General features: G+C 69.3%; 18 protein-coding genes. 5 read left to right on the forward strand and 13 right to left on the reverse strand.

The window, feature by feature from the left end:
• A partial coding sequence (locus ACWC94_RS41030; RefSeq protein WP_450802729.1) for a maltotransferase domain-containing protein occupies positions 1–859 on the reverse strand: 859 nt, incomplete at its 3' end.
• A 273-nt stretch (positions 860–1132) separates the two neighbouring features.
• On the opposite strand from ACWC94_RS41030, the gene ACWC94_RS41035 reads away from it, so the two are divergent.
• The 3 genes from ACWC94_RS41035 (at position 1133) to ACWC94_RS41045 (ending at position 8945) form a co-directional block, all read left to right on the forward strand.
• Positions 1133–1513 carry a Pepco domain-containing protein gene (locus ACWC94_RS41035; protein ID WP_450802731.1) on the forward strand — a complete coding sequence of 127 codons (381 nt, stop codon included), beginning with the start codon at positions 1133–1135 and terminating at the stop codon, positions 1511–1513.
• Between the two features lie 46 nt (positions 1514–1559).
• Positions 1560–6227: a wHTH domain-containing protein gene (locus ACWC94_RS41040; protein ID WP_450802733.1), complete on the forward strand. Its 4668-nt coding sequence runs from the start codon at positions 1560–1562 to the stop codon at positions 6225–6227.
• A gap of 99 nt (positions 6228–6326) precedes the next feature.
• Positions 6327–8945, forward strand: coding sequence for a glycosyltransferase family 1 protein (locus ACWC94_RS41045; RefSeq protein WP_450802734.1), 2619 nt, complete (start codon positions 6327–6329; stop codon positions 8943–8945).
• A gap of 18 nt (positions 8946–8963) precedes the next feature.
• Here the strand turns inward: ACWC94_RS41045 and ACWC94_RS41050 are convergent, their stop codons facing one another.
• Positions 8964–9143, reverse strand: a complete 180-nt coding sequence (locus ACWC94_RS41050; protein WP_450802735.1) for a DUF397 domain-containing protein — start codon at positions 9141–9143, stop codon at positions 8964–8966.
• An 8-nt stretch (positions 9144–9151) separates the two neighbouring features.
• Positions 9152–9988 (reverse strand): Scr1 family TA system antitoxin-like transcriptional regulator, encoded by an 837-nt coding sequence (locus ACWC94_RS41055; RefSeq protein ID WP_450802737.1) that lies wholly within the window; start codon positions 9986–9988, stop codon positions 9152–9154.
• Positions 9989–10169: 181 nt separating this feature from the next.
• Here ACWC94_RS41055 and ACWC94_RS41060 point away from each other — a divergent pair, with 181 nt between their 5' ends.
• Together ACWC94_RS41060 and ACWC94_RS41065 are read left to right on the forward strand one after the other, a co-directional pair.
• Complete coding sequence (locus ACWC94_RS41060; protein ID WP_450802738.1) at positions 10170–10595, forward strand: ATP-binding protein; 426 nt, start codon at positions 10170–10172, stop codon at positions 10593–10595.
• Entirely contained in the window at positions 10595–11479 is an 885-nt protein-coding gene (locus ACWC94_RS41065; RefSeq protein ID WP_450802740.1) for a hypothetical protein, read from the forward strand. Before ACWC94_RS41060 ends, ACWC94_RS41065 begins: the two co-directional genes overlap by 1 nt.
• Before the next feature lie 348 nt (positions 11480–11827).
• On the opposite strand, the gene ACWC94_RS41070 is transcribed toward ACWC94_RS41065, so the two are convergent.
• From ACWC94_RS41070 to ACWC94_RS41115, 10 genes are all read right to left on the reverse strand, one after another.
• Positions 11828–12043 (reverse strand): bacteriocin immunity protein, encoded by a 216-nt coding sequence (locus ACWC94_RS41070; RefSeq protein WP_450802741.1) that lies wholly within the window; start codon positions 12041–12043, stop codon positions 11828–11830.
• Positions 12044–12072: 29 nt separating this feature from the next.
• Positions 12073–16857 (reverse strand): putative T7SS-secreted protein, encoded by a 4785-nt coding sequence (locus ACWC94_RS41075; protein ID WP_450802742.1) that lies wholly within the window; start codon positions 16855–16857, stop codon positions 12073–12075.
• Positions 16857–17477, reverse strand: coding sequence for a hypothetical protein (locus tag ACWC94_RS41080; protein ID WP_450802743.1), 621 nt, complete (start codon positions 17475–17477; stop codon positions 16857–16859). The genes ACWC94_RS41075 and ACWC94_RS41080 overlap by 1 nt, the downstream gene beginning before the upstream one ends.
• Positions 17474–18019, reverse strand: a complete 546-nt coding sequence (locus ACWC94_RS41085) for a hypothetical protein (protein WP_450802744.1) — start codon at positions 18017–18019, stop codon at positions 17474–17476. Before ACWC94_RS41085 ends, ACWC94_RS41080 begins: the two co-directional genes overlap by 4 nt.
• Positions 18020–18127: 108 nt before the next feature.
• A complete protein-coding gene (locus tag ACWC94_RS41090) occupies positions 18128–18520 on the reverse strand; it encodes a hypothetical protein (RefSeq protein WP_450802746.1) in 393 nt (130 codons plus the stop codon).
• Positions 18520–19779 carry an amidase domain-containing protein gene (locus ACWC94_RS41095; protein WP_450802747.1) on the reverse strand — a complete coding sequence of 420 codons (1260 nt, stop codon included), beginning with the start codon at positions 19777–19779 and terminating at the stop codon, positions 18520–18522. The genes ACWC94_RS41090 and ACWC94_RS41095 overlap by 1 nt, the downstream gene beginning before the upstream one ends.
• A gap of 2 nt (positions 19780–19781) precedes the next feature.
• Positions 19782–20228 carry a hypothetical protein gene (locus ACWC94_RS41100; RefSeq protein WP_450802748.1) on the reverse strand — a complete coding sequence of 149 codons (447 nt, stop codon included), beginning with the start codon at positions 20226–20228 and terminating at the stop codon, positions 19782–19784.
• Between the two features lie 157 nt (positions 20229–20385).
• Entirely contained in the window at positions 20386–20595 is a 210-nt protein-coding gene (locus ACWC94_RS41105; protein ID WP_450802749.1) for a hypothetical protein, read from the reverse strand.
• Positions 20596–20729: 134 nt separating this feature from the next.
• On the reverse strand, positions 20730–21251 hold the full coding sequence (locus ACWC94_RS41110; RefSeq protein ID WP_450802750.1) for a DUF1990 domain-containing protein: 522 nt from the start codon (positions 21249–21251) through the stop codon (positions 20730–20732).
• 64 nt (positions 21252–21315) lie between these two features.
• Complete coding sequence (locus tag ACWC94_RS41115; RefSeq protein WP_450802751.1) at positions 21316–22980, reverse strand: M4 family metallopeptidase; 1665 nt, start codon at positions 22978–22980, stop codon at positions 21316–21318.
• Positions 22981–23083 lie beyond the last annotated feature (103 nt).

Genomic DNA, 23083 nt, shown 5'->3' on the forward strand with positions numbered 1-23083 from the left:
GCAGCGGCATCGGATCGGACGCCGTGACCAGCTCCCGCAACGGATGGCGGGCCAGCACCGCGTCCACCTCCGGGGCCAGCGCCGCCGCGAGGCGCCAGGCGGCCGGGCGGTCCTCGTCACGCAGGGCCGCCACGACGTCCAGCACGGGTTGCCTTTGCCGCTCCGGGACTCCGGCGGCCGCCCGCTCGTACAGCCGGGCGCCCTCCTCCAGGACCAGTTCGGTGTCGATGCCGGCCGGGATCTTGATCCGGGCGGTGTGCCGCCAGGTCGAGAGGGGGTCGGACCAGGCCTCCACCTGGTAGGTCCAGCGGCCCGGTTCCCCCGCGGTGACGGTGGCGCCCCAGCGGTCGGTGCCCGGGGCGAGTTCGCGCAGCGGCGTCCACGGTCCCGGCCGGCCGGCCGGGTCGCGCAGCACCACGTTCGCCGCGACGGCGTCATGTCCTTCGCGGAAGACGGTGGCGGACACCTCGAACGACTCGCCGGTCACCGCTTTGGCCGGCCTGCGCCCCTGCAGGACCACGGGGCGTACGTCCAGGACGGGGATACGGCCGAGGGTGGTCTCCCCGGAGGCGGGTGGAGAGCCGGCGCGGCCGGGCGGGGCGTCGGCAGGGCCGGGCGGTCCGGGTACGCCGGCGGCGGGCTTCACGGCTTTCGCGGCTTTCGCCGTCTTCTTGGCCGCTGTCCTCTTCGCGGCCTTCTTCGCCGGTGCCGCCGCGGCCTTCTTCGCCGCTGCCGTGGCCTTCTTCGCCGGCGTCGCTGCCGCGGCCTTCTTCGCCGCTGCCGAGGCTTTCTTCGCCGGTGCCGCTGCCGTGGCCTTGTCGCTGTTCGGAGGTGGTGACGAATGGTGCATGGCGGGCATGACCGCTCCTGTCCGCGTCAACGTGGGTGTGGCGGATGGATGTGGGGAGGTGGGTCCTGCGGAGGTGCTGGGTGACGCCTGTGGGGTGTGTACCGGAGGAGCCTTCCCACCCGGTTCGGGTGGGCAATCCGGATACTTTGTTAACTACTCACGCGTAAGTCCACCCACAAGACCGGCCTCCTTCTTCCGGGTGCCCGCGAACCGGTCCTTCACGTCACCCAACAGGCCTATGATCGGCGCGAGATGTTCCGGTCGACGTGGGGGAACCAGGGTATGGAGCCGTACGGTGGGGAGTCGGTGGAGTCCGTCGGGGAGCTCGAGTTCCTCGTGGTGGACGACGGCCCCGACGACGTGCGTGACAAGTCCCTGCGCTCGTGGCGCGACGAGGACGAGGACACGGCACGGGTCCGCCGCCGTACCTTCAAAGCCGTTGATCTGAACGCCCAGTTGACCCGCACGCTCCATGGCCTTCGAGACGCGTTCGACGGTCTGCAGGAAGCCGGTCCCGACGGCTGGGGCATCTCCCAGGTGCAGGTGTCCTGCCAACTCACGGCCTCGGGGCAGATCGTCGTCGTCGGTGTCGGCGGCCAGGCGCAGCGCACCGGAGGCATCCAGCTGACCCTCACCCCGCGGCCGGCCGGCGGTGACCGCTAGCGGAGGCGGACCGGACGGGAGACACAGGCGGTTCCGCGCCCTTCTGGTGGGCGTGGATCAGTACCGCGACGACACCATCCGGTCGCTGCGATTCATCACCACGGAACTGCGGGCGGCGGCTGAGGCGCTGGAGGCGGCCGGGTACCAGGAGGCGAAAGTCCTGGAAGCCGGTGCGCTGCACGCCCAGGCGATCGAGGAGGAGATCGAGGATTTCGTCCGGGACGCGGCGCCGGGCGACCACCTGCTGCTCCTCCTCTCCGGGCACGGCTTCCACTCCGACGGCCTGGACTACCTGGTGACCGGGCCCGCACAGCGCAGATCACTGCGGTTCGAGAGCCACTGCCTGCGGATCGAGTTCGGATCGTTCCTGAGAAAGTCACGTGCCGCCCAGCTCGTCGTGGCCGTCGACGCCTGCCGGGACCCCATCGATCGATTCACGAAGTCCATGAGCGACGTGCTGGACTGGAGCAAAGGCGCCACCGGCTACGAGGACCACGACACGTCCGGGCCCCGGTACGCGCACGTCTACGCCTGCGCCCGGTACGAAACCGCGGGTTTCGGTTACGCGGACGAACCGGTCGCCGAGCGTCGGGCTCCCGTTCCGGACGAGACCACCGGATTCTCCTACTTCACCAAGGCGCTCACGGAGCTGGCTCGCGACCCATCGGCACCCCGCACCCTGGACGAGCTGGAGCCCCTGCTGGACGAACGGGTCCGCACGATCGCACGGGACGATCGCGGCCGGTCCGGCCAGCGCGTCCAGATCAACTTCACCACCGGACGGGACGGCCTGCTGCTCTTCCCGCACCACGGCGTCCAGGGGGAAGGACAGGCGGAGGAGCACCGCTGGCAGAAGGCGGCCGCCGAGCACGACGCGTGGCAGCGGATCCGGCCCGAGAAGCTGACCGAGGCCGAGAAGGAGGCGGCCGTCGCCCAGGTACGGGACGCGGTCGTCCGGCTCGTCGGACTGTGGGGACGCGACACCGACAGAGCCGACACATGGCTGGCCGAGCACGGGGACGTCTGGCGGCCCGCCGAGTGCGAGAGCCGCATGGGGAGGTGCGTCCAGACGATGCTGCGCGGTGCCGCCGGGCCGTCGCCCGACCTCGGCCTCACCGAGGCCGCGCTGCTCGTCCTGGGTCCGTTCCTCTACACCGCGTTCGGCACCTGGCTCGCCCATCAGGCCCGGGACATCCGGCCGTGGACGCTGGCGGACGGCCCGCTCCCGGGGAACCACCCGGCCACCGCCGCCCGCGGAGACTTCGAGCGGTACTGCGGCGCGCACCAGGCCCTGCGGGACCGTGAGCGGCGGGCCAGGGAGCGCGGCCGGGACGACGAGGCCCGTGCCGTCGCCTGGTGGCTCGCCCGGCAGTGGCTGTTGCGGCTGCCCGGCACCCGCGAGGACGTACGAAGGTCCGGGCTCGCCGGCCTGGAACGCCTGCCTGACACCGAGGAGTTCGCGCCGCCCCTCGTGCGCGAGGCCCTCAGCCCCGGCCGGCTGTGCCGACTGGCCGGCCTCATCGGCCTGGACCTGGAACAGGCACCGCCGCCGGAACCCGACACGGTCGCGGCCCAGCACGCCGCCGAGCACACCGTCGACTGGGAGCGTGTCGGCACGCTGCTCACCGTCGCCCACCACATGGCCGTGGACCCGGTCCTGCTGTCCTCCCTGGTCGCCGAGCACCTCGGCATCAGCGACCCGGTCGTCGGTACCGAATTCCGCGCGGCACTGCGCGGGCTCACCTGGCAGCCGGAGGCCCCACGCCGGGTGCTGTCCGTCAAGTGCCCGCACCAGGCCGTCGAGCTCGCGCTGCGCGAGCACACCGAGGCCCTCGACCGCACCGTACGTGCGGTGCTGGGCCGCCCGGACGGCGACCGTGTGGCTGCCTGGGGTGTCCCGGCCGGCTTCGGCGCGGGCAGCGTCACGCCCGCCACCCGGGACGACGGCAAGCCCCGTTACGAAGCGGCCGATGTGCGTTTCCGGCTCGACGGCGACCGGGTCCGGGATCTGCTCATGGGCGAACAGCTCTACCGGGACCGTACGCTCGCCCTGCGCGAGCTGTACCAGAACGCGCTGGACGCCTGCCGGTACCGCAAGGCCCGTACGGAGCTGTGGAACCTCCACCATCCCGACGAACCGGCCGACTGGCAGGGCAGAATCGTCTTCACCCAGGGGGTGGAGGACGGCCGCCCTTACATCGAATGCCACGACAACGGCATCGGCATGGGCCGTCGTGAACTGCGCCGGCTGTTCTCCTTCGCCGGCAGCCGGTTCGTGGAGGAGCGGGAGTTCCTCGCCGAGTGGGCCGAGTGGGAAAGGGCGGGGATCCCCTTCCACCCGAACAGCAGGTTCGGCGTCGGTGTGCTCAGCTACTTCATGCTCGCCGACGAGATCAGGGTGACCACCAGCAGGCTCGGCGACGACATGCGGACCGGCGAGCGGCTCGTCGTCCGCATCGACGGCCCGGGCGCGCTGTTCCGGATCGAGTCCGACTGGCACATGCTCCAGTCGGGCACCAAGGTCCGGCTGTATCTGCGCAACCCGGAGGAGACGATCTCCTGCGGCGCCGTACTGCGCCGGAACCTCTGGGTGTCGGACTTCTCCGTGCAGGTGCGGGAGGAGGGCAAGGAGCTGCTGCAGTGGGAGCCCGGTCGGCTGTCGGCCCATGTCGGCCCCGACTCCTCCCGCGGAACAGCACACGGGGCATGGGCTTCCACGGACGAGGACGGGCCCGTCGCGGCCCAGGACGCCGGAGACGGTGTGTGGTGGTGCCCCGGGGGCGGGGCGGTCCTGGCCGACGGCCTGTGGGCCGGGGAATCCCGCTTCGGCGCCGTGATCAACCTGACCGGGAAGCAGGCTCCCACTCTGAGTCTCGACCGCACCGTCATGCTGGACGAACACGAGGAGTACGTGGCCGGCCTGCTGATCCGCAAGATCCCCGTACTGTTCGACGAGGGCGCGCCTGTGCTGTCCCTGCGGTGGCTGCGTGCACTGGTGCTCGGCGGATGGACGGACGATGACTGGCCAGGGGACGGCACGTCATCGTTCGGACGGCAGGGGCCGCTGGCCGACCGGATCGCGGAGGAGGCCGTGGCCCGTGGGCATCGGTTCACGTTCCGTACCCACAGGGGGGAGGAGATCACGGCGGATGCCGCGGTCGTAGGCTGCTGCCCCGCCGACCAGACTCTGGCCGACCGTCTCGGGACGACCGGCACCGTCGAGGTGATCACGGCCCGGTACAGCTTCCTCCACGAATGGCGGGCGAGGGCCTGGGCCGCCGCCGATCCGGCCGCCGGAGTACATACTCGATCCCCGATCCTGGCACGCCCCACGGACGAAGTGCTTCTGCAGCCGTACGTTCCTCGCAAGCCATTGCCTCCGGGCCTGTTGTTGAAGGTCGTGGAGGAGAGCGGGCTGGCCTTCGCGGACGTGCTGGAACGCCTGAGCGCCTTCGGTGTGGTGCTGCCCGGTCAGACGGCTCTGCGGGTGCTGGCCGAGGCCGCCGCCGAGCGCACGGCGGTCTCGGCACACAGGCTCATGAGGCTGCTCAGCCGCGACGGGGACGGCCGAGCGCCCTGGCGCGACCTGGGGTCGGAGTTCCCCGACCACCGCCTGAGTGCGCACGGCGTTGGTCGGCGCGCCCTCGCGGACCTGCTGGAATCTCTGGGATTCCGCGTCTCCCGCGGGGAACTGAACGGGTCGCGGTCCAGGCCCTGGCCGCCGGACCCCGGGAGTCTCCCCACGCGGGTACTGCGGGAAGGCCTGGAACCGGACGGTGCCGAGCTGTGCCGGGACCGGCTTGTGCCGAAGGTCCATCTGGCCCTCGCTGCCGCCGCGTTTCCGGGCCAGTCGGACCGGATCACCGAGGCGCTCGTCGCGGCCGGGTACCGGCTCCCCCCGGAGCCCGCACCCACCGGGGCCGACCCCGTGGTTCTCGATCTGCTCAGCTGGTACTCCGTCGGCGGACCGCGGTGGCGGACTGACGGCCCCGTACCGCTGCACCACCTGCTCAGGGTCTTTCGCCGGCATTTCCTGAGCCCGGAAGAACTCCGGGGAAAACTGGTCGCGCTGGACATCGCACAGCCGGAACTGCCGCCCGAGGACGACCTGCAGTTCCTCACGCGGCTGGTCGAGGACATCCACAACGAACACCTGCGCCACTCCATGGGGCAGACGCCGTTCAGCCCCTCCGCCGTCGTGAGTCTGGCCAGGAAACACCAGGTGCCGGAGCAGGAGATGGCACGTCGGCTGGGGGAACTCGGTTACGAGGTGTACGCCCTGGACGAGCATCCTGCGCGGCCCGTCGACCACACCGATCTGATGCTGCTCAGTCGCGATTACAACGGCATCGAGCCATGGTTGGACAGGGAGCGGCCGGTCCCCTGGCATCACGTCGTGCGGGCCGCGCACGACCTGCGGATGCCGCCCGACGACATCGTCGCGCGCCTGAGCCGTTACGGCTACAAGGCGATGCCCGAACCAGCGCCGGAGAACTGGCGGCGCGGCGAGGAAGTGGCCCTGCTCTGCAAGGACATGGCCAAGGGCATCGCCCTTCCCAGCTGGCTCCCCGCCGGCAGGCCTGTGCCCCTCACCCACATCCTCCGCACGGCCCACGCCCTCTCCCGCACCCCTGCCGCGGTGGCCCGTCGCCTGCAGCAGCACGGCCACATCCTCCCCGGGGACGTGCAGTTCACAGAACCCGCCACGCCCTGAGGACGTCCCCACCGACCCCCGGGTAACCACTACCGTCGAGGGTGACGACGAGACGTACAGCGCGGTGCGTCTCACCCCGTGACGCGCCCGAGGTGGCATGTGAAGGCGATCCGTCGGTTCACCGTCCGTCCCGTTCTCCCCGAACCCCTCCGGCCGCTGAGTGACCTGGCGCGCAATCTGCGCTGGTCCTGGCATGCGGAAACGCGCGATCTGTTCCAGTCCGCCGACCCCGAGGCCTGGGCCGCGGCCGGGGGCGACCCGGTGCGGACACTGGGCCGGGTACGGCCGGCCAGGCTGGCCGAACTGGCCGGTGACCGGCGGTTCCTGCGCCGGCTCCGCGCGGTCGCGGACGACCTCGACGACTACCTGACCGGCGACCGCTGGTACCAGACACAGGCCGACGGCCTGCCCGCCGCGGTGGCCTACTTCTCCCCCGAGTTCGGCATCACGGCCGCGCTGCCCCAGTACTCCGGCGGCCTCGGCATCCTGGCAGGGGACCACCTGAAGGCGGCCAGCGATCTCGGCGTACCCCTGATCGGGGTCGGGTTGCTGTACCGGCACGGGTACTTCCGCCAGACCCTGTCCCGGGACGGCTGGCAGCAGGAGCACTACCCGGTGCTCGACCCCAACGAGCTGCCCCTCACCCAGCTGAAGGAGGCGGACGGCACCCTGGCGCAGGTCTCGCTCGCACTGCCCGGCGGCAAGGCGCTGCACGCCCGGATCTGGCTGGCCCAGGTGGGCAGGGTGCCGCTGCTGCTGCTCGACTCGGACGTGGAGGACAACGACCTCGGCGAACGCGGGGTGACCGACCGGCTCTACGGCGGCGGCAGCGAGCACCGGCTGCTGCAGGAGATGCTGCTCGGCATAGGAGGTGTCCGGGCGGTACGGACGTACTGCCGCCTCACCGGCCACCCGGCGCCGGAGGTGTTCCACACCAACGAGGGGCACGCGGGCTTCCTCGGCCTGGAGCGGATCGCCGAACTGTGCGCAGGCGGCCTGGACTTCGACTCCTCCCTGGAGGCGGTGCGCGGCGGCACGGTCTTCACCACCCACACCCCCGTCCCGGCCGGCATCGACCGCTTCGACCGCGAGCTGGTCGCCCGGCACTTCGGGCCGGACGCCGAGCTCCCCGGCATCGAGGTGGACCGCGTGCTGCTCCTCGGCATGGAGACGTACCCCGGCGGCGAGCCCAACCTCTTCAACATGGCCGTGATGGGCCTCAGGCTGGCCCAGCGGGCCAACGGGGTGTCCCTGCTGCACGGACAGGTCAGCAGGGAGATGTTCGCGGGCCTGTGGCCGGGATTCGACCCTGACGAGGTGCCCATCACCTCCGTGACCAACGGGGTGCACGCGCCGACCTGGGTCGCCCCGGAGGTACTGCGCCTCGGCGCCCGGCAGGTCGGTTCGGAGCGGGCCGAGGACGCGCTGACGGTCGGCGGCACCGACCGCTGGGACTCCCTCGCCGACATCCCGGACCAGGAGATCTGGGAGCTGCGCCGCACCCTGCGTGAACAGCTGGTGCTGGAGGTACGTGAGCGCCTGCGGACGTCATGGCGTCAACGCGGCGCGGCGAACGCGGAGTTGGGCTGGATCGACGGCGTACTGGACCCGGACGTCCTGACGATCGGATTCGCGCGGCGTGTGCCCTCGTACAAGCGGCTGACCCTCATGCTCCGCGACCGCGACCGCCTGATGGACCTGCTCCTGCACGCGGACCGGCCGGTGCAGATCGTCGTCGCGGGCAAGGCGCACCCCGCGGACGACAGCGGCAAACGCCTGGTGCAGGAACTGGTCCGCTTCGCCGACGACCCACGGGTCCGCCACCGCATCGTCTTCCTCCCCGACTACGGCATGGCGATGGCGCAGAAGCTCTACCCCGGCTGCGACATCTGGCTGAACAACCCCCTGCGCCCCCTGGAGGCCTGCGGCACGTCGGGCATGAAGGCGGCCCTGAACGGCTGCCTGAACCTCTCCGTCCTGGACGGCTGGTGGGACGAATGGTTCCAGCCGGACTTCGGCTGGGCCGTCCCGACGGCGGACGGCGCGGGCACGGACCCGGACCGGCGGGACGACATCGAGGCGGCGGCCCTGTACGACCTCCTGGAGCAGCGGGTGACCCCGCGTTTCTACGAGCGGGGCCGGGGAGGGCTCCCCGACCGCTGGATCCAGATGGTCCGCCAGACCCTCAGCCTGCTCGGCCCCAAGGTGCTGGCCGGCCGCATGGTCCGCGAGTACGTCGACCGCCTCTACGTCCCCGCCGCGCAGGCGCACCGCGCGCTGACCCCGGAGACGGCGAGCGAGCTGGCCGCCTGGAAGACCCGGGTCCGGGCGGCCTGGCCCGGGGTGAGCGTGGACCACGTGGAGACGACCGCGACGAGCGCCACCGCCCAGTTGGGCACGACGGTGGGCCTGCGGGTCCAGGTGGGCCTGGGTGACCTGACGCCCGACGACGTCGAGGTGCAGGCGGTGTCGGGCCGGGTGGACGCGGAGGACCGCATCACGGATGCGACGGTGGTCCCCCTGAAGCCGACCGGGGCCCCCGACCTGGAGGGCCGCCTGCTGTACGAGGGCCCCCTGGCCCTGGACCGCACCGGCCCCTACGGCTACACGGTCCGCATCCTCCCGAGCCACCGCCTGCTGGCCTCCGCGGCGGAGCTGGGGCTGGTGGTGGTGCCTTCGGAGGATGTGGTGGAGGGGGCGGGGGTGTTGCTGCGGTAAGTGCCTGGCGGGGGCCCGCTACGGCGCTTTCTTCAGGGCCTCGATGAAGAGGGAGAAGGATCCGGCCGGGACGGTGAGGGTGCCGACGGCCGGGTCCTTGGAGTCGCGGATGGCTGTGTGGGTGGGGGTGGTGGCTATCTCCACGCACTCGTTGCCATCGCCCGGGCCTGAGTAGGACGACTTCCGCCACCTGTCCATGGGGATCTTCATAGGTCCTTCGCCAGCCTGTGGATGAGTTCACGCGATTGCTCGGGGTCGAGTGACGCGGCCTCCACCTTACGGAAACTCGTTCGGTAGGTGTTGAGCTGAGCCTCGGAGTCGATGAAGGCCGAGCCGTGCAGTGCGTCGCGGACCACAGTGTCCAGCTTGGGCAGCGGGCCACCCACGTACGTCATCGTGCTTGCTGCCCTGGCGAAGCCGTCCAGATCGAAGGGGATGACGCGCACCGTGATGTGGTCCGCCTCGGAGAGTTCGAGCAAGCGGGCGAGCTGAGCCCTCGACGTGGCGCGGTCACTGACTCTGATCCGAAGTGCCGCCTCGTGGATCACGGCTTCGTACGGGACTGTGAACTTCTGGCGCGCCTTCCGGTGCTGGATGCGCAACTCAAGCTCGCTACCGGTCAGTTCCGGCAGCCTGGACGAGAAGACGGCGCGGGAGTAGCCCTCGGTCTGCAGGAGGCCCGGTACGTACAGGATTGCCACGTGGCGCAGAAACCGGGCGTGGTGCTCCAATTCGGAGAGGTCGAGGAAAGACGTGGGCAGCAGGCCCCGGTACTCCTCCCACCACCCCCGCGTTCTGTCCGTGGCCATCTCGACGAGCGCGTCAACGAACTCCGTGTCTGTGCAGGCATAGTGGGATGCCAGTCGGCGCAGTCGCTCCTCGCTCACACCTTTGAGTCCCGATTCGATGTGGCTGATCTGGACCCTGTTGGCCCCGAGCAGCGCCGCTGACTGGATGGCTGTGAGCCCGGCTGCCTCACGGAGCCTGCGCAGTTCGAGACCCAGGCGCACCTGCCGTGCTGTTGGTTCCGGCCTCTGAACCACGGCCTGCTCCTTCTCTTTCGGGGACGGATCGCGTGATCGGCTTGCTGCGGGTTACAGGTTACCTCTACGGTTAGTGACGCGACGTACACGCAGCGGAAGCGCACCGTGCCGTCCTGCCATGACGGCTGCGGCAATGCCACCGTGCGCCACACCCCCATTGACTGACTGGAGTTGATGACGCATGCCCGAAAATGAGCCCTTCGAGTCCTGGGACTACACGCTGTACATCCCCAACGACGTCAGAGCGGTCACGGTGTGCCGCCGCACCCTGCGCCTGATCCTCACTCTGCACGGCTTGATCGGGATCGTGGACACGGCGGAGCTGCTGGCGACGGAGCTGGTCTCGAACGCCGTGCGGCACACCAAGGGGCCGGCGGCGCTGAGGGTCCGCCGTACGCCGGAGGGGATGGTGTGGATCGGGGCGTGGGACACCGACCCGGCGCCGCCGGATCCGCCGCGCCCGCTGGAGCAGATGACCGGCCTGGAGCTGGAGGACGGGCGGGGGCTGGGGCTGGTGAAGGCCTGCTCGGAGTACTGGGGCTGGCGGCCGACGGCCCGGTTCGGGGACCGGGGGAAGTATGTGTGGTGTGAGCTGGGGGCCGCGTGATGGTGGGCCAGTCGCATGAGGCGTTGCACCGGATCTTCCAGAAGGATCCGGCTCTGCTGACGCGGGCGTTACAGCGGGTGCTGCACGTGCCGTTTCCCGAGCCCAGGGAGATCGCGGCGCTGAACGTGGACCTGACGGAGATCGAACCGGTCGAGCGCCGGGTGGACACGCTGCTGCGGGCGGAGACGGACGAGGGTACGTATCTGCTGGTGGTGGAGTCGCAGGGGAAGGTGGACGAGCGCAAGCGGGGCAGCTGGCCGTACTACCTGAGCTACCTGTACGAGAAGTACCGCTGTGAGCCCGTGCTCATCGTCATCACCCAGAGCAGTACGACCGCGCGGTGGGCGTCCCGCCCCATCCGCTTCGGCTTCAGGGACTGGCACTCACTGACGGTGCGTCCGCTGGTGCTGGGCCCGGACAACGTGCCGGTGATCGCGGACGAGCGGCAGGCCAAACAGGACGTCCCCCTTGCGGTGCTCTCGGCCATGACACACGGGCGTGGGCCCCAGGCTCCGGCCATACTGGAATCCCTGGCCGCCGCCCTGCGGACCATCGACCCGGACAGTGCCGCAGTCTTCGTGCAGTTTGTCGACTCCTGCCTGGCCGATCCCCAGGCGAAGCAGATGTGGAGGGACCTGATGACGGCGATCCAGTACTTCTGGCGACACCCGCTGGCGGAACAGGTACGGGAGGAGGGCCGGGAACAGGGCCGGGCTGAAGCCAAGGCTGAGATGATCCTCCGTGTCCTGGAATGGCGCGGCATCCCGGTGCCCGATGCTGTCCGGGAGCGCGTGATGGCCTGCACGGACCTGGCCCAGCTGGAGGTGTGGGCTCAGCGGGCGGTGCATGCGGCGGAGGTGACGGAGTTGTTCGCCACGGAGTGAGCAAGTGACCATTGGGCCGCTCGCTTCTGGGTCAGTGTCGGGCTTCCGCGAGGTGCGTCAAGGGCGCTCCCGTTCCGCTGCGCTCCACTCCCGCGTCGCCTTCGGCGATGGCCCTTCAGGTCACCATTGACGCACTTCACTCTTGGGCAGGTTAGAAGCGACTAAGCGGCCCGAAGGGACGACGGACCTGGCTGTGTTGGTGGACACCGCCGGCATGGCCCGTGCCGTCAACCGGCGGGTGTCGTCTCGGCGGGTGGTGGATCCGTTCCAAAGAGTCCGGGAAATGCGCGGTCCCGCTGGTGGCCGGCACCCTGGCGGCCCGCGGAACGGAGAGTGCAGTGCCTTTCTCTAGAGTTCGATAGGGCGATAGGCGAGAGCCTGGTCTACTACGTCTTCGGCCGACAAAGGAGGGTCGGAGTAGTAGATGAGGTCTGACACTCGCGGGTGCAACACGCTTTCCTCCAACTCTTCCAGGAGGCGATCTTCCTCTTCCTCTGGGAGGGTGGCGTCGATGAGTTGTTGAACGATGTGAATCAGTTCTTGGCGTGACTTTCCTGCGGCCATGACTCTCTCTTCCGGTCCAGCCTCAACCCTTACTTGCCGAAATGGTAACTCCCGTCAAGTATCTCCTTATGATAGCGCGGGGTCACTACGACAATGTTGTCGAGATCGTAGACACCGCCACCGCGCTGGATTGGTTGGACATGATGCAATACGTACCTGTATTGACCGGGTACCCGCTGGGCTTTGACCACGAATGGCGCTTTGCCATTCTTCATGGCACTTTGTCCAGATTCCTTGAACTGCTCAGACAGTTCTGGATGCTTGGAAACTTCTTCCCAGAAGGCCTTACGGAACTCGTTGAAGTTGTTGAACTCTCTCCCGTGTAGTCCCCTGGCCACCTGTCCAGGGACTTTCCCTGCGTTTCCTTCAGACCCTCTCAGCCACTTCCCGTCGACATCTGGCAATGAGTGTCCTCCTGTGGTCGACCCTGGTGAATTTCTGAGTTCAGTCGCGCTTTTGGGTGCTCCAAAACACCCGAACAAGCCCAGTGGATCTGACCAGGAGTGCGGATTTTCGACGTAGTTGGCAGGGTTAGACGCTGGAGCGAGGCCGAGTGGGTCGGGAGTGAAATAGCGGGCAGTTTCCGGGTCGTAGTGGCGGAAGTAGTTGTAGTGGAGGCCGGTTTCGGGGTCGTAGTACTGGCCCGGGAAACGTAGGGGTGTGTACGCGGTGCTGTCCGTTGTCCACGCCGTTGTTCCCCATAGGGTGCTTCGGGTGCGCCACGCTATCTCGCCCTGCTCGTCTACGAGTTCGTTCGGCGTGCCGACGAGATCGGTGACGATGGCGAAGAAGCGTGAGTCGATTTCCTGTTGTGGGACGTCGGCCGCGGTGATGCGTTCTGCTTGCGACAGCGGGCGTAGGCCCTGGTGGTCCCAGGTGAGGGTGACGGGGTTGGGGAGGTCGAGGGACGTCGTGGTTTGTTCGCAGAGGGTGGTGCCGTCCCACGTGAAGTCGACGCGCTCCACGACCGTTTCGCCGTCCTCGGCCAGGCGGAGTTTCGCCGCGCGGCGGCCCAGGGGGTCGTAGGTGTAGCGCCAGCGGGTGCCGTCGGGCGTGATCACCGAGGTCAGGCGGTCCTCGGTGTCCCATTCGTAGCGCCAGGTGTCCGGCTTTCGCGACAGGCGGGTCTTCTGACGAAGGGTGATGCGGCCGAGGGCGTCGTGTTCGTAGCGGACGTTGCCGGCACGGGTGATGCGGGTGCCCGTGTACTCGCGGGTTCCGGTCGCCTCCGCGCCCGGGTGGTCCGTCGGCCAGCTTGCGTGGGCCTGGTTCCCTGCCTCGTCGTAGGCGTACCGCTCCGTCCAGCCTGCGGCGTGTACTGCCGTCACCCGGCCCGTCGCGTCGAGGTCGAAGCGGCGGGCGCCCGAGAGCTGGTCATCGATGCCGATGACGTTGCCGTCGGCTCGGTAGGTGTACGTCCTGTGCTGGACCGTGCGGCCCTCCGCGCCGGTCACCGACTGGGTGGTCAGGCGGCCCAGTGCGTCGAAGGTGTGCTCCAGGGTTATCGTTCCGCCTATGTGGCGGGTCAGTTCGCGGCCTGCTTCGTCGTACGTGAAGTCGATCGCTCGGCCTGAGGCCACCATGCCTGTGCGGCGGCCTGCGGCGTCGTACGACCACGTGGTCATGGCGCCCGTGGGGGTGGTGCGGCTGGTGCGGCGGCCCAGCGTGTCGTAGGCGTACGTCAGCGTGCGGCCGTCGACCGTTTCCGAGTGCAGGCGGCCGTGGCGGTCTCGCAGCAACGTAAGCGTTGTACCGTCCGGGCCCGTCGCCTGGGCCAGTTGGTCGGTGAAGTCGTACGCGTAGGTCGTGACCTGGCCTGCCGCGTCTTTGCGAAGTACCTGGCCGAGTTCGTTGCGTTCGAAGGATGTGACGTGGCCGAGTGCGTTTCGCCGTGCGGCGAGGCGGCCGGCGGGGTCGTGGGCGTATGTCAGTGTGCGGTCGTCGAAGTCCTTCTCCGTCACCAGGCGGCCTGCCGGATCGTACTCGTACGTCCACGTCAGGCCCTGCGGGTTCGTGACCTTTGTCAGGCGCAGCTCGGTGTCGTGGTCGAATTCGTAGCGGACGCCGTCCGGGCCTGTGCGTGCCGCCAGCAGGTCGAAGTGGGTGTATTCGAAGCGGGAGACACCGCCGAGCGGGTCGGTGTGGCTCGTGCAGTTGCCCTCGCCGTCGTACGTCCACGTCTCTGTCGTACCGTCGGGGGCCGTGCGGCGGGTCAGGTGGCCCTCGGGCGACCATTGCAGGTGTGTCGTGGCGTCCGTGGGGTCCGTGACCGCGACGGGGCGGCCCAGGGCGTCCCGCTCGTATCGGGTACGTGCGCCCAGTGGATCGGTTACCTCGATCGGGAGGCCAGCGCGGTCGCAGACGACCGTGGTCGTGTTGCCCAGCGGGTCCGTCACCGACGTCAGGTGGCCCGCCGCGTTGTACGCGAACCGGGTGGTCTGGCCCGCCGGGTCCGTCACCGAGGTGCGGTTGCCCCGGTCGTCGTACGTCTGGCGGATCACCGTGCCGTCCGGGTTCACCACCTTCACCGGCAGGCCGAGGGCGTTGTACTCCGCTCTCGACTCGCGGCCGTCCGGGCGGACGACTGACGTGAGGTTGCCCTCGTCGTCGTAGCGGAACGTCGTCGTGTGGCCCAGTGGGTCCGTCGCGGAGAGCAGGCGGTGGTAGCGGTCGCGGACGTAGTGGGTGGTCGCGCCCAGTGGGTCGGTCTCCGCGACCACCTGCCAGGTGTCGTTCACCAGGTAGCGGGTGGTGTGCCCCTCGGCCGTCGTCGCGGTCGTGGTCCGGAGACCGGTTGCCGGGTCGGGCTCTCCGTAAGAGAAGCGATGCGCCATGTGGCCCGCGGTGCCGCCCTGCGCGACGCAGCGGTCCTGGTCGTCGTACTCGTACGCGTAGCTGCGGTCGTTCGTGTCCGTCCAGGACGTGACGCGGCCTCGGTCGTCGTAGGTGAAGCGGAGCGGCAGGCCGGAGGAGTTGATGACCCCCGTGAGGTCGCCGTCCGTGTAGGTGAAGCGTTTCAGCTCCTCGCCCGTCGCCGCCAGGTGGTACGCGGCGACCCGCCCCGAGTCCGTGGTGATACGCACGCCTTGGCCGGCGCTCGTGTGCACGCCGAGCGGAGTGCCCGCCTCGTCGTACTCGAAGGTGACCCAGTTGCCGTTGCGGTCGTCGATCTGTTCCAGGACCGCCAACGTGTCGCCCCGGTCGGCGAAGTGCCACACCCGGCCGGTGCCGGGGTCCGTGATGGTGTAGCCACCGTCCACGCGGTCCAGGGGCAGGCGAGGGCCGTGGCTCGCCAGGGTGGGCACGCCCGGTGCCGGGTGTGGGTACGACAGGAGGAGGCCGTCATCCGTGACGTAGACGACTCCTTCCTCATCGATCTCCAGGCGCTGATCCAGGGTTGAGGACCAGGAAGGGCCGAACCAGCGGCCCAGGCGGTAGCCGGACTCGACGCGGCGTCCGAGGATCAGGGGAAGTGCGCCGGGGAGGCTGACGTCCGTCTGCGGCAGGTACATCTTGCCGGTGGCCACGTTGACCGGGTCGCCGCAGCCCTTCGTGCTGTTCTCGTCGTGCGAGTGCCGGGGCGGGTCCTCGTTGACTTTGTCCCGGGCCGTTGTCCTGCCCGTGTCCTCAACGCCGGTCCGGGCCTCTCGTCGTGCCGCCGCTTCCGCCGCCTGGCGGGTCAGGCCACCTTCCGCCGCCCCGGCCGCGTCCCGCGCCAGCCCCATCTCCAGTCCGGCGCCGTCACCGACGAGGAACTGGGAGAACACGCGGCCTCCGAACTCGGAGGGGTCCTTGCGGGCCTGGTTCCACATGTCGTTCAGGGCACGGTCGGGGTTCAAGCCCGTGGAGACCAGGCCGGACAGGGTCATGCTGAGACCCTGGAGGTACTCGGCGGGGTGGGTGACGTTGTACGGGTCGGTGGGATCGATGCTGCGGACGAAGCCGATCAGGCCGGCCGTGCCCTTGATCAGGCCCCCGCCGATGTGGGTGAGCTCGGTGCCCGCGGAAAACATGCGGTCCATGAAGTCGGTGTTCAGGCGCTCGAACGGCGGGGGCTCGGCGGGTGCGTGGGCGAGGGCCGCCTTCACCTTGGCCTGGGCTTCGGTGGCGGCGGTGTTGCGCTGCTTGCGGGCCCCGGCGAGTTTGTGGACGGCCTCGGTGATGTCGGCCTTGCCCGGGTCGTGGAACGGTTCCGGCTTGGCGCCCGGGTCCTGACCCGCTTTCACCTTGGCGTTGTAGGCGTCGACCTTCTTGTTGTAGGCGTCGGCTCCGTCCTTGGAGGCCTGCACGCCCTTGTCGTAGAGGGTGATGGCTTCCTTGGCCTGACCCTGGGCCCACTGGACGGTGTCGGCGTAGGACTCCAGGGCGGTCGATGCCGTCTGGCAGGCCTCGGCCGCTTGTGCCCACTTGGTGGGGTGGACGTCGAACTTCTTGCGGAAGGCGTCTCCGCCCTCGCCCTGCCAGCCGGAGGAGTCGACTTTCCTCAGGCCCTGGCTGACCTTGTCGAAGGCGTCGTGGAAGTCCCGCAGGTGCTTGGCGCTGTCGCGGATGCTCTGGGGACTGCCGTGGAGGAGTTCGTTCGCCTCGTCGCTCTGGCCGAGCTGCTTCTCGCCCGGGGTGGCGCCCAGGTCGGAGGCCAGTCCGTCGCCCCAGTCCTCGACCGCTTTCGCCCAGTCGTGCAGTCCGACGTGGTCCAGGCCCTTGCCGACCTCGTCGGTGACGTAGTCGACGCCCTCGCCCAGCTTCTTCTTGCCCTGGTCGTAGACGTGTTCAGCGCCGCCCGCGATCGAGTTGACGATCTTGCCGAGGCCCATCAGCCCTCACCGCCCTGCGGCGAGGCGGGGAAGGCCTTGTCGGTGAGCTTGTTCCACTCGGCGTCCGGGACACCGCTGGGCCTGACCCCCATGTTCTCGGCGACTTGCGAGTGCATGAAGTCCCGCCCGGTGTTCGTCCAGCCCCGCTTGCTGTTGTCCCAGGCCTTGTCGAAGGACTTCTCGCTGTAGTCCGGGTGGGTGTAGGCGTCCGATGTGCTGTCGGCCCACTGGTCCCAGCTCATCTTCTCCACGTCCTCCTCGGACGCGTGCGGGTTCCCCACCAGGGAGTTGGCACCGACCTTCAACGCGCCGCCGACGTACTGATCGGTCTCGTAGTACGTGCCGGCCGCCAGACCCGTGTCGTGCGCGAAGGCGTTGCCCTCGATGACCAGCGCCCGCACGCCCCACTTCCAGCGGTCGCAGAACGACTTGAAGTCGCCGGTCAGCCCCTCGTGCCCCAGCTCCAGCCCGGACAGGGCGATGTCATCGAACCCGCGGCCGACCCCGGCGTCGCCGATCGAGCCGAGGTCCTTCAGCTCGTCCAGGGCATCGGTCAGGCCCTTGGCGATCAACGCCAGCCCTTCCGCCTTCAGGTCCGGGCCGCTACCACCGCCGGTCACTTCACATCCCCCGTCTTCGCGGCGACGTCGACCGCCGCCTTCTCCGGCACGATCCCGCGCACCGGCGGGAACAGCGCTCCCTCACCCTCGGACCCCACATCCAGGGCCACCCCACAGGGCACGCCTGCGGCCGGTACGCCCACGTCCAGCAGCCGGGCCCCCAGAACCCGCCGGTACGCCCATGCCCGGTCGCCCTCGCCGCGCGCGAACGCGAAGCGTGCCAGGGCCGTTTCGTGGGAGAACGCGTAGATCCAGCGGATGCCGCCGTAGTCGCCCGTCAGGGGCGCCTTCTCCTCGTCCACCGGCACCAGCACCGCCGTGCGGCGGAACGCGCCCAGCAGCACCGCGAACTCCCTGCGCCTGCGGTCGGCTTCGTCCGGGGTACCGGTGAACGTCGCCGCATGCTCGGGCGAACCGGTGCCCTCGGACGTCTCCGGTCCCGTCGTGTCCAGCTGGTCGGTGCGGGTCAGGTCCACGTAGTCGTACAGCCGTGACCTGGGTATTCGTGCCGACGAGTCGGCGTCGCCCCCGTGTTCGGTCATGCGCCGGATCATCACATCGGTGCCTTGCGCATCACAACGCGAAAAGGGGGCACGGCGAACAGGTCGGCCGGATTCCGACCCCGGCGCGTCCGCACGCGCAGGCCGCCGCTAGGGCACGAGCAGGTGCAGTCCGGAGCAGTCGTTCCCGCCGGACGGGTCCGGGGCGTACAGCCAGTAGACGGTCACGAGCAGGGCCAGGGCCAGGAGCAGCCCGACCGTCGCGGACACCGCCGCGAGCCCGCTCCGCCGCGTGCGCGGAAGGGCGAGGAACACCACCAGGGCACCGACGGCACAGGCGAGACCGGCCCAGGAGGTGACGTACATCCGTGTCGAGGGGCCCAGGTACCGGCAGTTCTGGAAGGTGTCGGAGCCCCAGGCCAGGCGGGCGGACAGCAGTACCGCGGAGACGGCGGTCAGCAGGGGGACGAGCAGCACACGCCGGCGCCGCGCCGTGGAGCCGGTGGACGGGACGGGTGAGGGGGCGTGGGTGGGTGGAGTCATCAGTACCAGTCCGGGTTGGGGCGGACGAACCGCAGGTGTTGTGCGCCTTCTCGCTTCTCGGTGGCGTTGATGCGCCCCTCCAGACTGACGTTCTGGTTGGGGTCGCTGTGCTGGGTGTACTTGATCTCGCCGTCCGGCATCACCGCGGTGACGATGGCGGCATGGTGGGTGTTGCCCTTCTCGATGTGGTCGTTGGGGCCGGCCTGCTCGTAGTAGATGATGTCGCCCGGCTTCACCTCGGACGGCGGGACCTCCTGGCCGCCGTGCTTGAGCATGAAGTTCTGGTTGTTCTCGGCGGCGGCCCAGGTGTCGGAGTAGGCGAGCCGCTTGTCGACCTCGTCGATACCGGTCCGGTTGCCGATCATCCACGTGTCGTCGTCGCTGGTTCCCCAGATCGACGTCTTCTCCTTCATCCCCGCGGCGTGCAGGGCGTTGGAGACGAAGTTGGTGCAGTTGTTGCCGAAGTCGGTGGGATCGCCCTTGTCCCAGTTGTCGAGCGCGTACTGCACCAGCTTGACCCGGTCGTACTTGCCGTTGCCGCGCAGGTCCCGCTGCACGTCCGGGGGTATGCCGTCGAGGTTGGCGAGGAGAACCGGCTCGGCCAGCATCATGTCCTTGCGCTGCTGGGCCGACAGGCCGTCCCACCACTGGCGCACGGTCGTCGAGTCCTGACCGACCGGGACGTCGGCGGCCAGCATCTGCATCTCGACGTGCGAGGCGTGTGTCTGCAGTTCGTTGAGCGCCTTGTCCGGATCGGTCAGGTTGGTCTGGCCGGCGAGTTTGGCGAACTCGGTCTCGGCCAGCTTGTCGGCGGTGGTCACCTGCTCCACGGCCTGGTTGATGAGATCCAGCACCTGAGTCCGGTAGGGCGCGAGATCCTCGGCCTCCGTGCGGTTGTGCACCGGCGGGCCGCTGACCGAGCCGTCGGTGTTGATCGTGAGTCCGTACCGGTCGGCGAGTTCGTTGGCCTCGCGCATGGTGCTGTGGGCGGTCTCGATGGCGGTGGTCACGCCCTCGATGACCATCTTGACGGAGAGCAGGATGTCGTAGGCCACCTCGAACTGGTTGGCCAGCTTCTCGAACTTGCCCGCAGCGGCCTTTCCGACCTCGTCGGTCCAGTTGTCGGCCAGGGGCTTGACGCCGAGATCACGCAGGTCCTTCGCCGCGTCGAGCGCGTACTTGGCCAGCGACTCCCACTCCTCCCCGGCCGTCTTCCACTTCTTGGGGAGAGCGTTGTTGATGCCTTCGTACGAGACCATGCTCAGGCCTTCCCCAGATCCTGGACGGCCGCGTGCAGCCGAGCCTCGGCCTCGGCGTCCGCGCTGTCGTAGCCCTGGGCGGAGTCCCTCAGTTTGGCGCTGAGGTCACCGAGCTGCTTGGCGAGCGACACCATGTGCTCTTCCCAGTTCAACGCGCACACCTTGAGCTGGACGGGGCTCAGCCATCCGTTGCCGTAGTGGGCCCCGTACACCTCGTCGCTCGTGTCCAGGGAGTGGCTCAGCCGCCGCATGGCCTGACGCGACAGAGTCTCCGTGTCGTCGGCCGCGCCGTGTACGCCCTGGGTCTTGATGTCGATGTCCGGCCGGCCGCCGCCGGCGCCCGCGTCGGGCACGTGATTCAGCCGCATGTGCGTGCCGGCCGCGCCGTCCCCGCTCTGGCGCCGCTGCGCGGCCTCGGCCTTCAGCTGCTCCCATTCGTCCCACGCCATGGACGTGTTCCTCCCCCGTGTCTGCCGAACCCGGCGAAACTTAGCAGACCGGGGTAGTGAACACGTCAACGAGCACGGTGGGCGCCTTGGCCGGGTTGTGAAGATTCGGAGCGCGGGTCTGTCGGCCCGATGTGTCACATCGCCGGCGGCGTCTTCTTCAGGGCTTCAGGCCCTTGCCGACCTCGTCGGTGACGTAGTCGACGCCCGCGCCCGTGGAGGTTGCTGCATGCTCGGGCGAACCGGTGCCCTCGGACGTCTCCGGTCCCGTCGTGTCCCGCTGGTCGGTGCGGGTCAGGTCCACGTAGTCGTACAGCCGTGACCTGGGTATTCGTGCCGATAAGTCGGCGTCGCCCCCGTGTTCGGTCATGTGCCGGATCATCACATCGGCGCCTTGCGCATCACAACGCGAGAAGGGGGTGCGGCGAACAGGTCGGCCGGAATCCGACCCCGGCACGGGCCGTCGTCAGAGGGTGGGGAGTGCTCTTCGGATCACGCTTCGGATCATGCTTCGGACAAGCCCTCGCACAGCCTCCGCAGTACCGTCCCGCACCGGCGGGCGTACGCGTGCTGCAGGCCCCGGGTCGCCGGACCGCCTGCCTTCGCGTACCACTTGGCCGGTTTGCTGAAGGCCGCGACCGTGAGCCAGACCGTGCCGTCACCCGTGCGGTCGACCAGGAACACTTCCTCGCCGCATTCGGGGTGGCCTTCCAGGGTGCCGTAGGCCCAGCCCGCGCGGCGGGGTTCGTCCGCCGTCCAGATGATGCGGCAGGGGGCCCTGATCAGGGCGGCCAGGGTGACGGTGACGTCGACGCCGGGGGCCGCGCGGTCGGCACCCGCGTCGATGCCCACGCCCAGGGCGCGGTGCATCTCCCAGGTGAGGACCGCCTCGGCGGCCCGGTGGAAGAGCTTTTCGCCCTCGCCGAGGCGGGTGCGTACGTACAGGGGGTGGAAGCCGGGCGGGCAGTACGTCAGGTCGTCGCGGGTCGCGCCGACCGGCTCGTAGGTGAAGGGCGCCGAGGACATGGGTCACAAGGGTAGGGCGGGCCCGGGAGTGCCTTCTTCCCGGGCCCGCCCGTCCGTCGCTCGGTCAGCTGGTGACGTTGACCGCGCTCCAGGTCGCGGCCACCGTCTTGTACTCGGTGCTGCTGGCGCCGTACAGATCCGACGCCGCGCTCAGGGTCGCCGCGCGGGCGTCCGAGAAGTCGGTCGTCGAGGTCATGTACTCGGTCAGCGCCTTGTACCAGATCTGCAGCGCCTTGGCGCGGCCGATACCGGTGATCGTCGAGCCGTTCTTCGTCGGGGAGTTGTAGGTCACCCCGTTGATCGTCTTCGAGCCGCTGCCCTCGGACAGGAGGTAGAAGAAGTGGTTCGCCACGCCGGACGAGTAGTGCACGTCCAGGTCGCCGACCGAGGAGGACCAGTAGTCCGCCGAGCCGCCGTCCTTGCTGGGCTTGTCCATGTAGCGCAGCGGGGTGCCGTCGCCGTTGATGTTGATCTTCTCGCCGATGAGGTAGTCACCCTTGTCGGACGAGTTGTTGGCGTAGAACTCCACGCCGGTGCCGAAGATGTCCGAGGTGGCCTCGTTCAGGCCGCCGGACTCGCCGGAGTAGTCCAGGCCGGCGGTGTTGGCGGTGACGCCGTGGCTCATCTCGTGGCCGGCCACGTCCAGGGAGGTCAGCGGGTCGGTGTTGCCCTCACCGTCGCCGTAGGTCATGCAGAAGCAGCTGTCGTCCCAGAAGGCGTTGACGTAGGAGCTGCCGTAGTGGACGCGCGAGTAGGCGCCGACGCCGTCGTTCTTGATGCCGCTGCGGCCGAAGGTGGCCTTGTAGAAGTCCCAGGTCTCCTGCGCGCCGTAGGCGGCGTCGGCCGCGGCGGTCTGGTCGGAGGAGGAGCTGGAGGCGGTGCCGGTGCCGAAGGTGTTGGTCGAGCTGGCCACCAGGGTGCCCTTGCCGGACGTCTTGCGGGCCAGGTTGTAGGTCTTGTGACCGCCCCGGGTGCTGTCGGTCAGGTTGTACGACGAGCCCGACTGCGTGGTGTTGAGGCTGACGGTCCCGGAGTACAGGGTCTTGCCGGTGCCGGTCGCGTTCTCGATGCCCTGGTACTGGAAGAGCTTCTTGCCGGTGGCGGCGTCGGTGATGACGTGCAGCTGGTTCGGGGTGCCGTCGTCCTGCAGGCCGCCGACGACCGTCTCGTAGGCGAGGACGGGCTTGCCGGAGCCGGCCCAGATCACCTTGCGGGCGCCGTTGGCGGTGGACTTGGCCGAGCCGAGGGTCCGGGCGGCGGACACCGCCTGCTTCTCCGCCTTGGCGGCGGTGACCTGCGGCTTGAGCGAGGCCACCTTGATGGCGGCCTTGGTGGCTCTGGTGACGCCTTCGGTCTTGCCCGACTTGGCGGTGTGGACGACGAGGTCGCCGCCGAGCACCGGCAGGCCCGCGTAGGTGCGCTCGTAGCGGGTGTGGACGGTGCCGTCGGCGTCCTTGACGACGTCCTTGACGACCAGCTTCTCCTTGGTGCCGAGGCCTATGTGCTGCGCGGTCTCGGCCGCGCCGGCCTGCGCCTTCTGGATCAGGGAGGTGCGGGCGGCGGCGGTGAGCGCGGTCGGCGCTGCGGCCAGCGGCTTGGCGGCCGTGGTGCCGGCCGGGGTCTGGGCGGACGCGCCCGTGGCCAGACCGGTGGTGATGAGGGCTCCGGCGGCGACGGCGGTGGCGACGGCCAGAGTGGTGCGCTTGTGACGCGCGTAGCGGGGGGTCACGCAAGCTCCTTCGTGTGGGGAGTCCGGTCAGCGTGGGGTTACTGGCCGGGACAGTGTGGTGAAGCTCTGCGGCGGGTGAAGGAAGAGTGGCATTAGGGGCGCG

The sequence above is a fragment of the Streptomyces sp. NPDC001135 genome, from assembly GCF_053598395.1.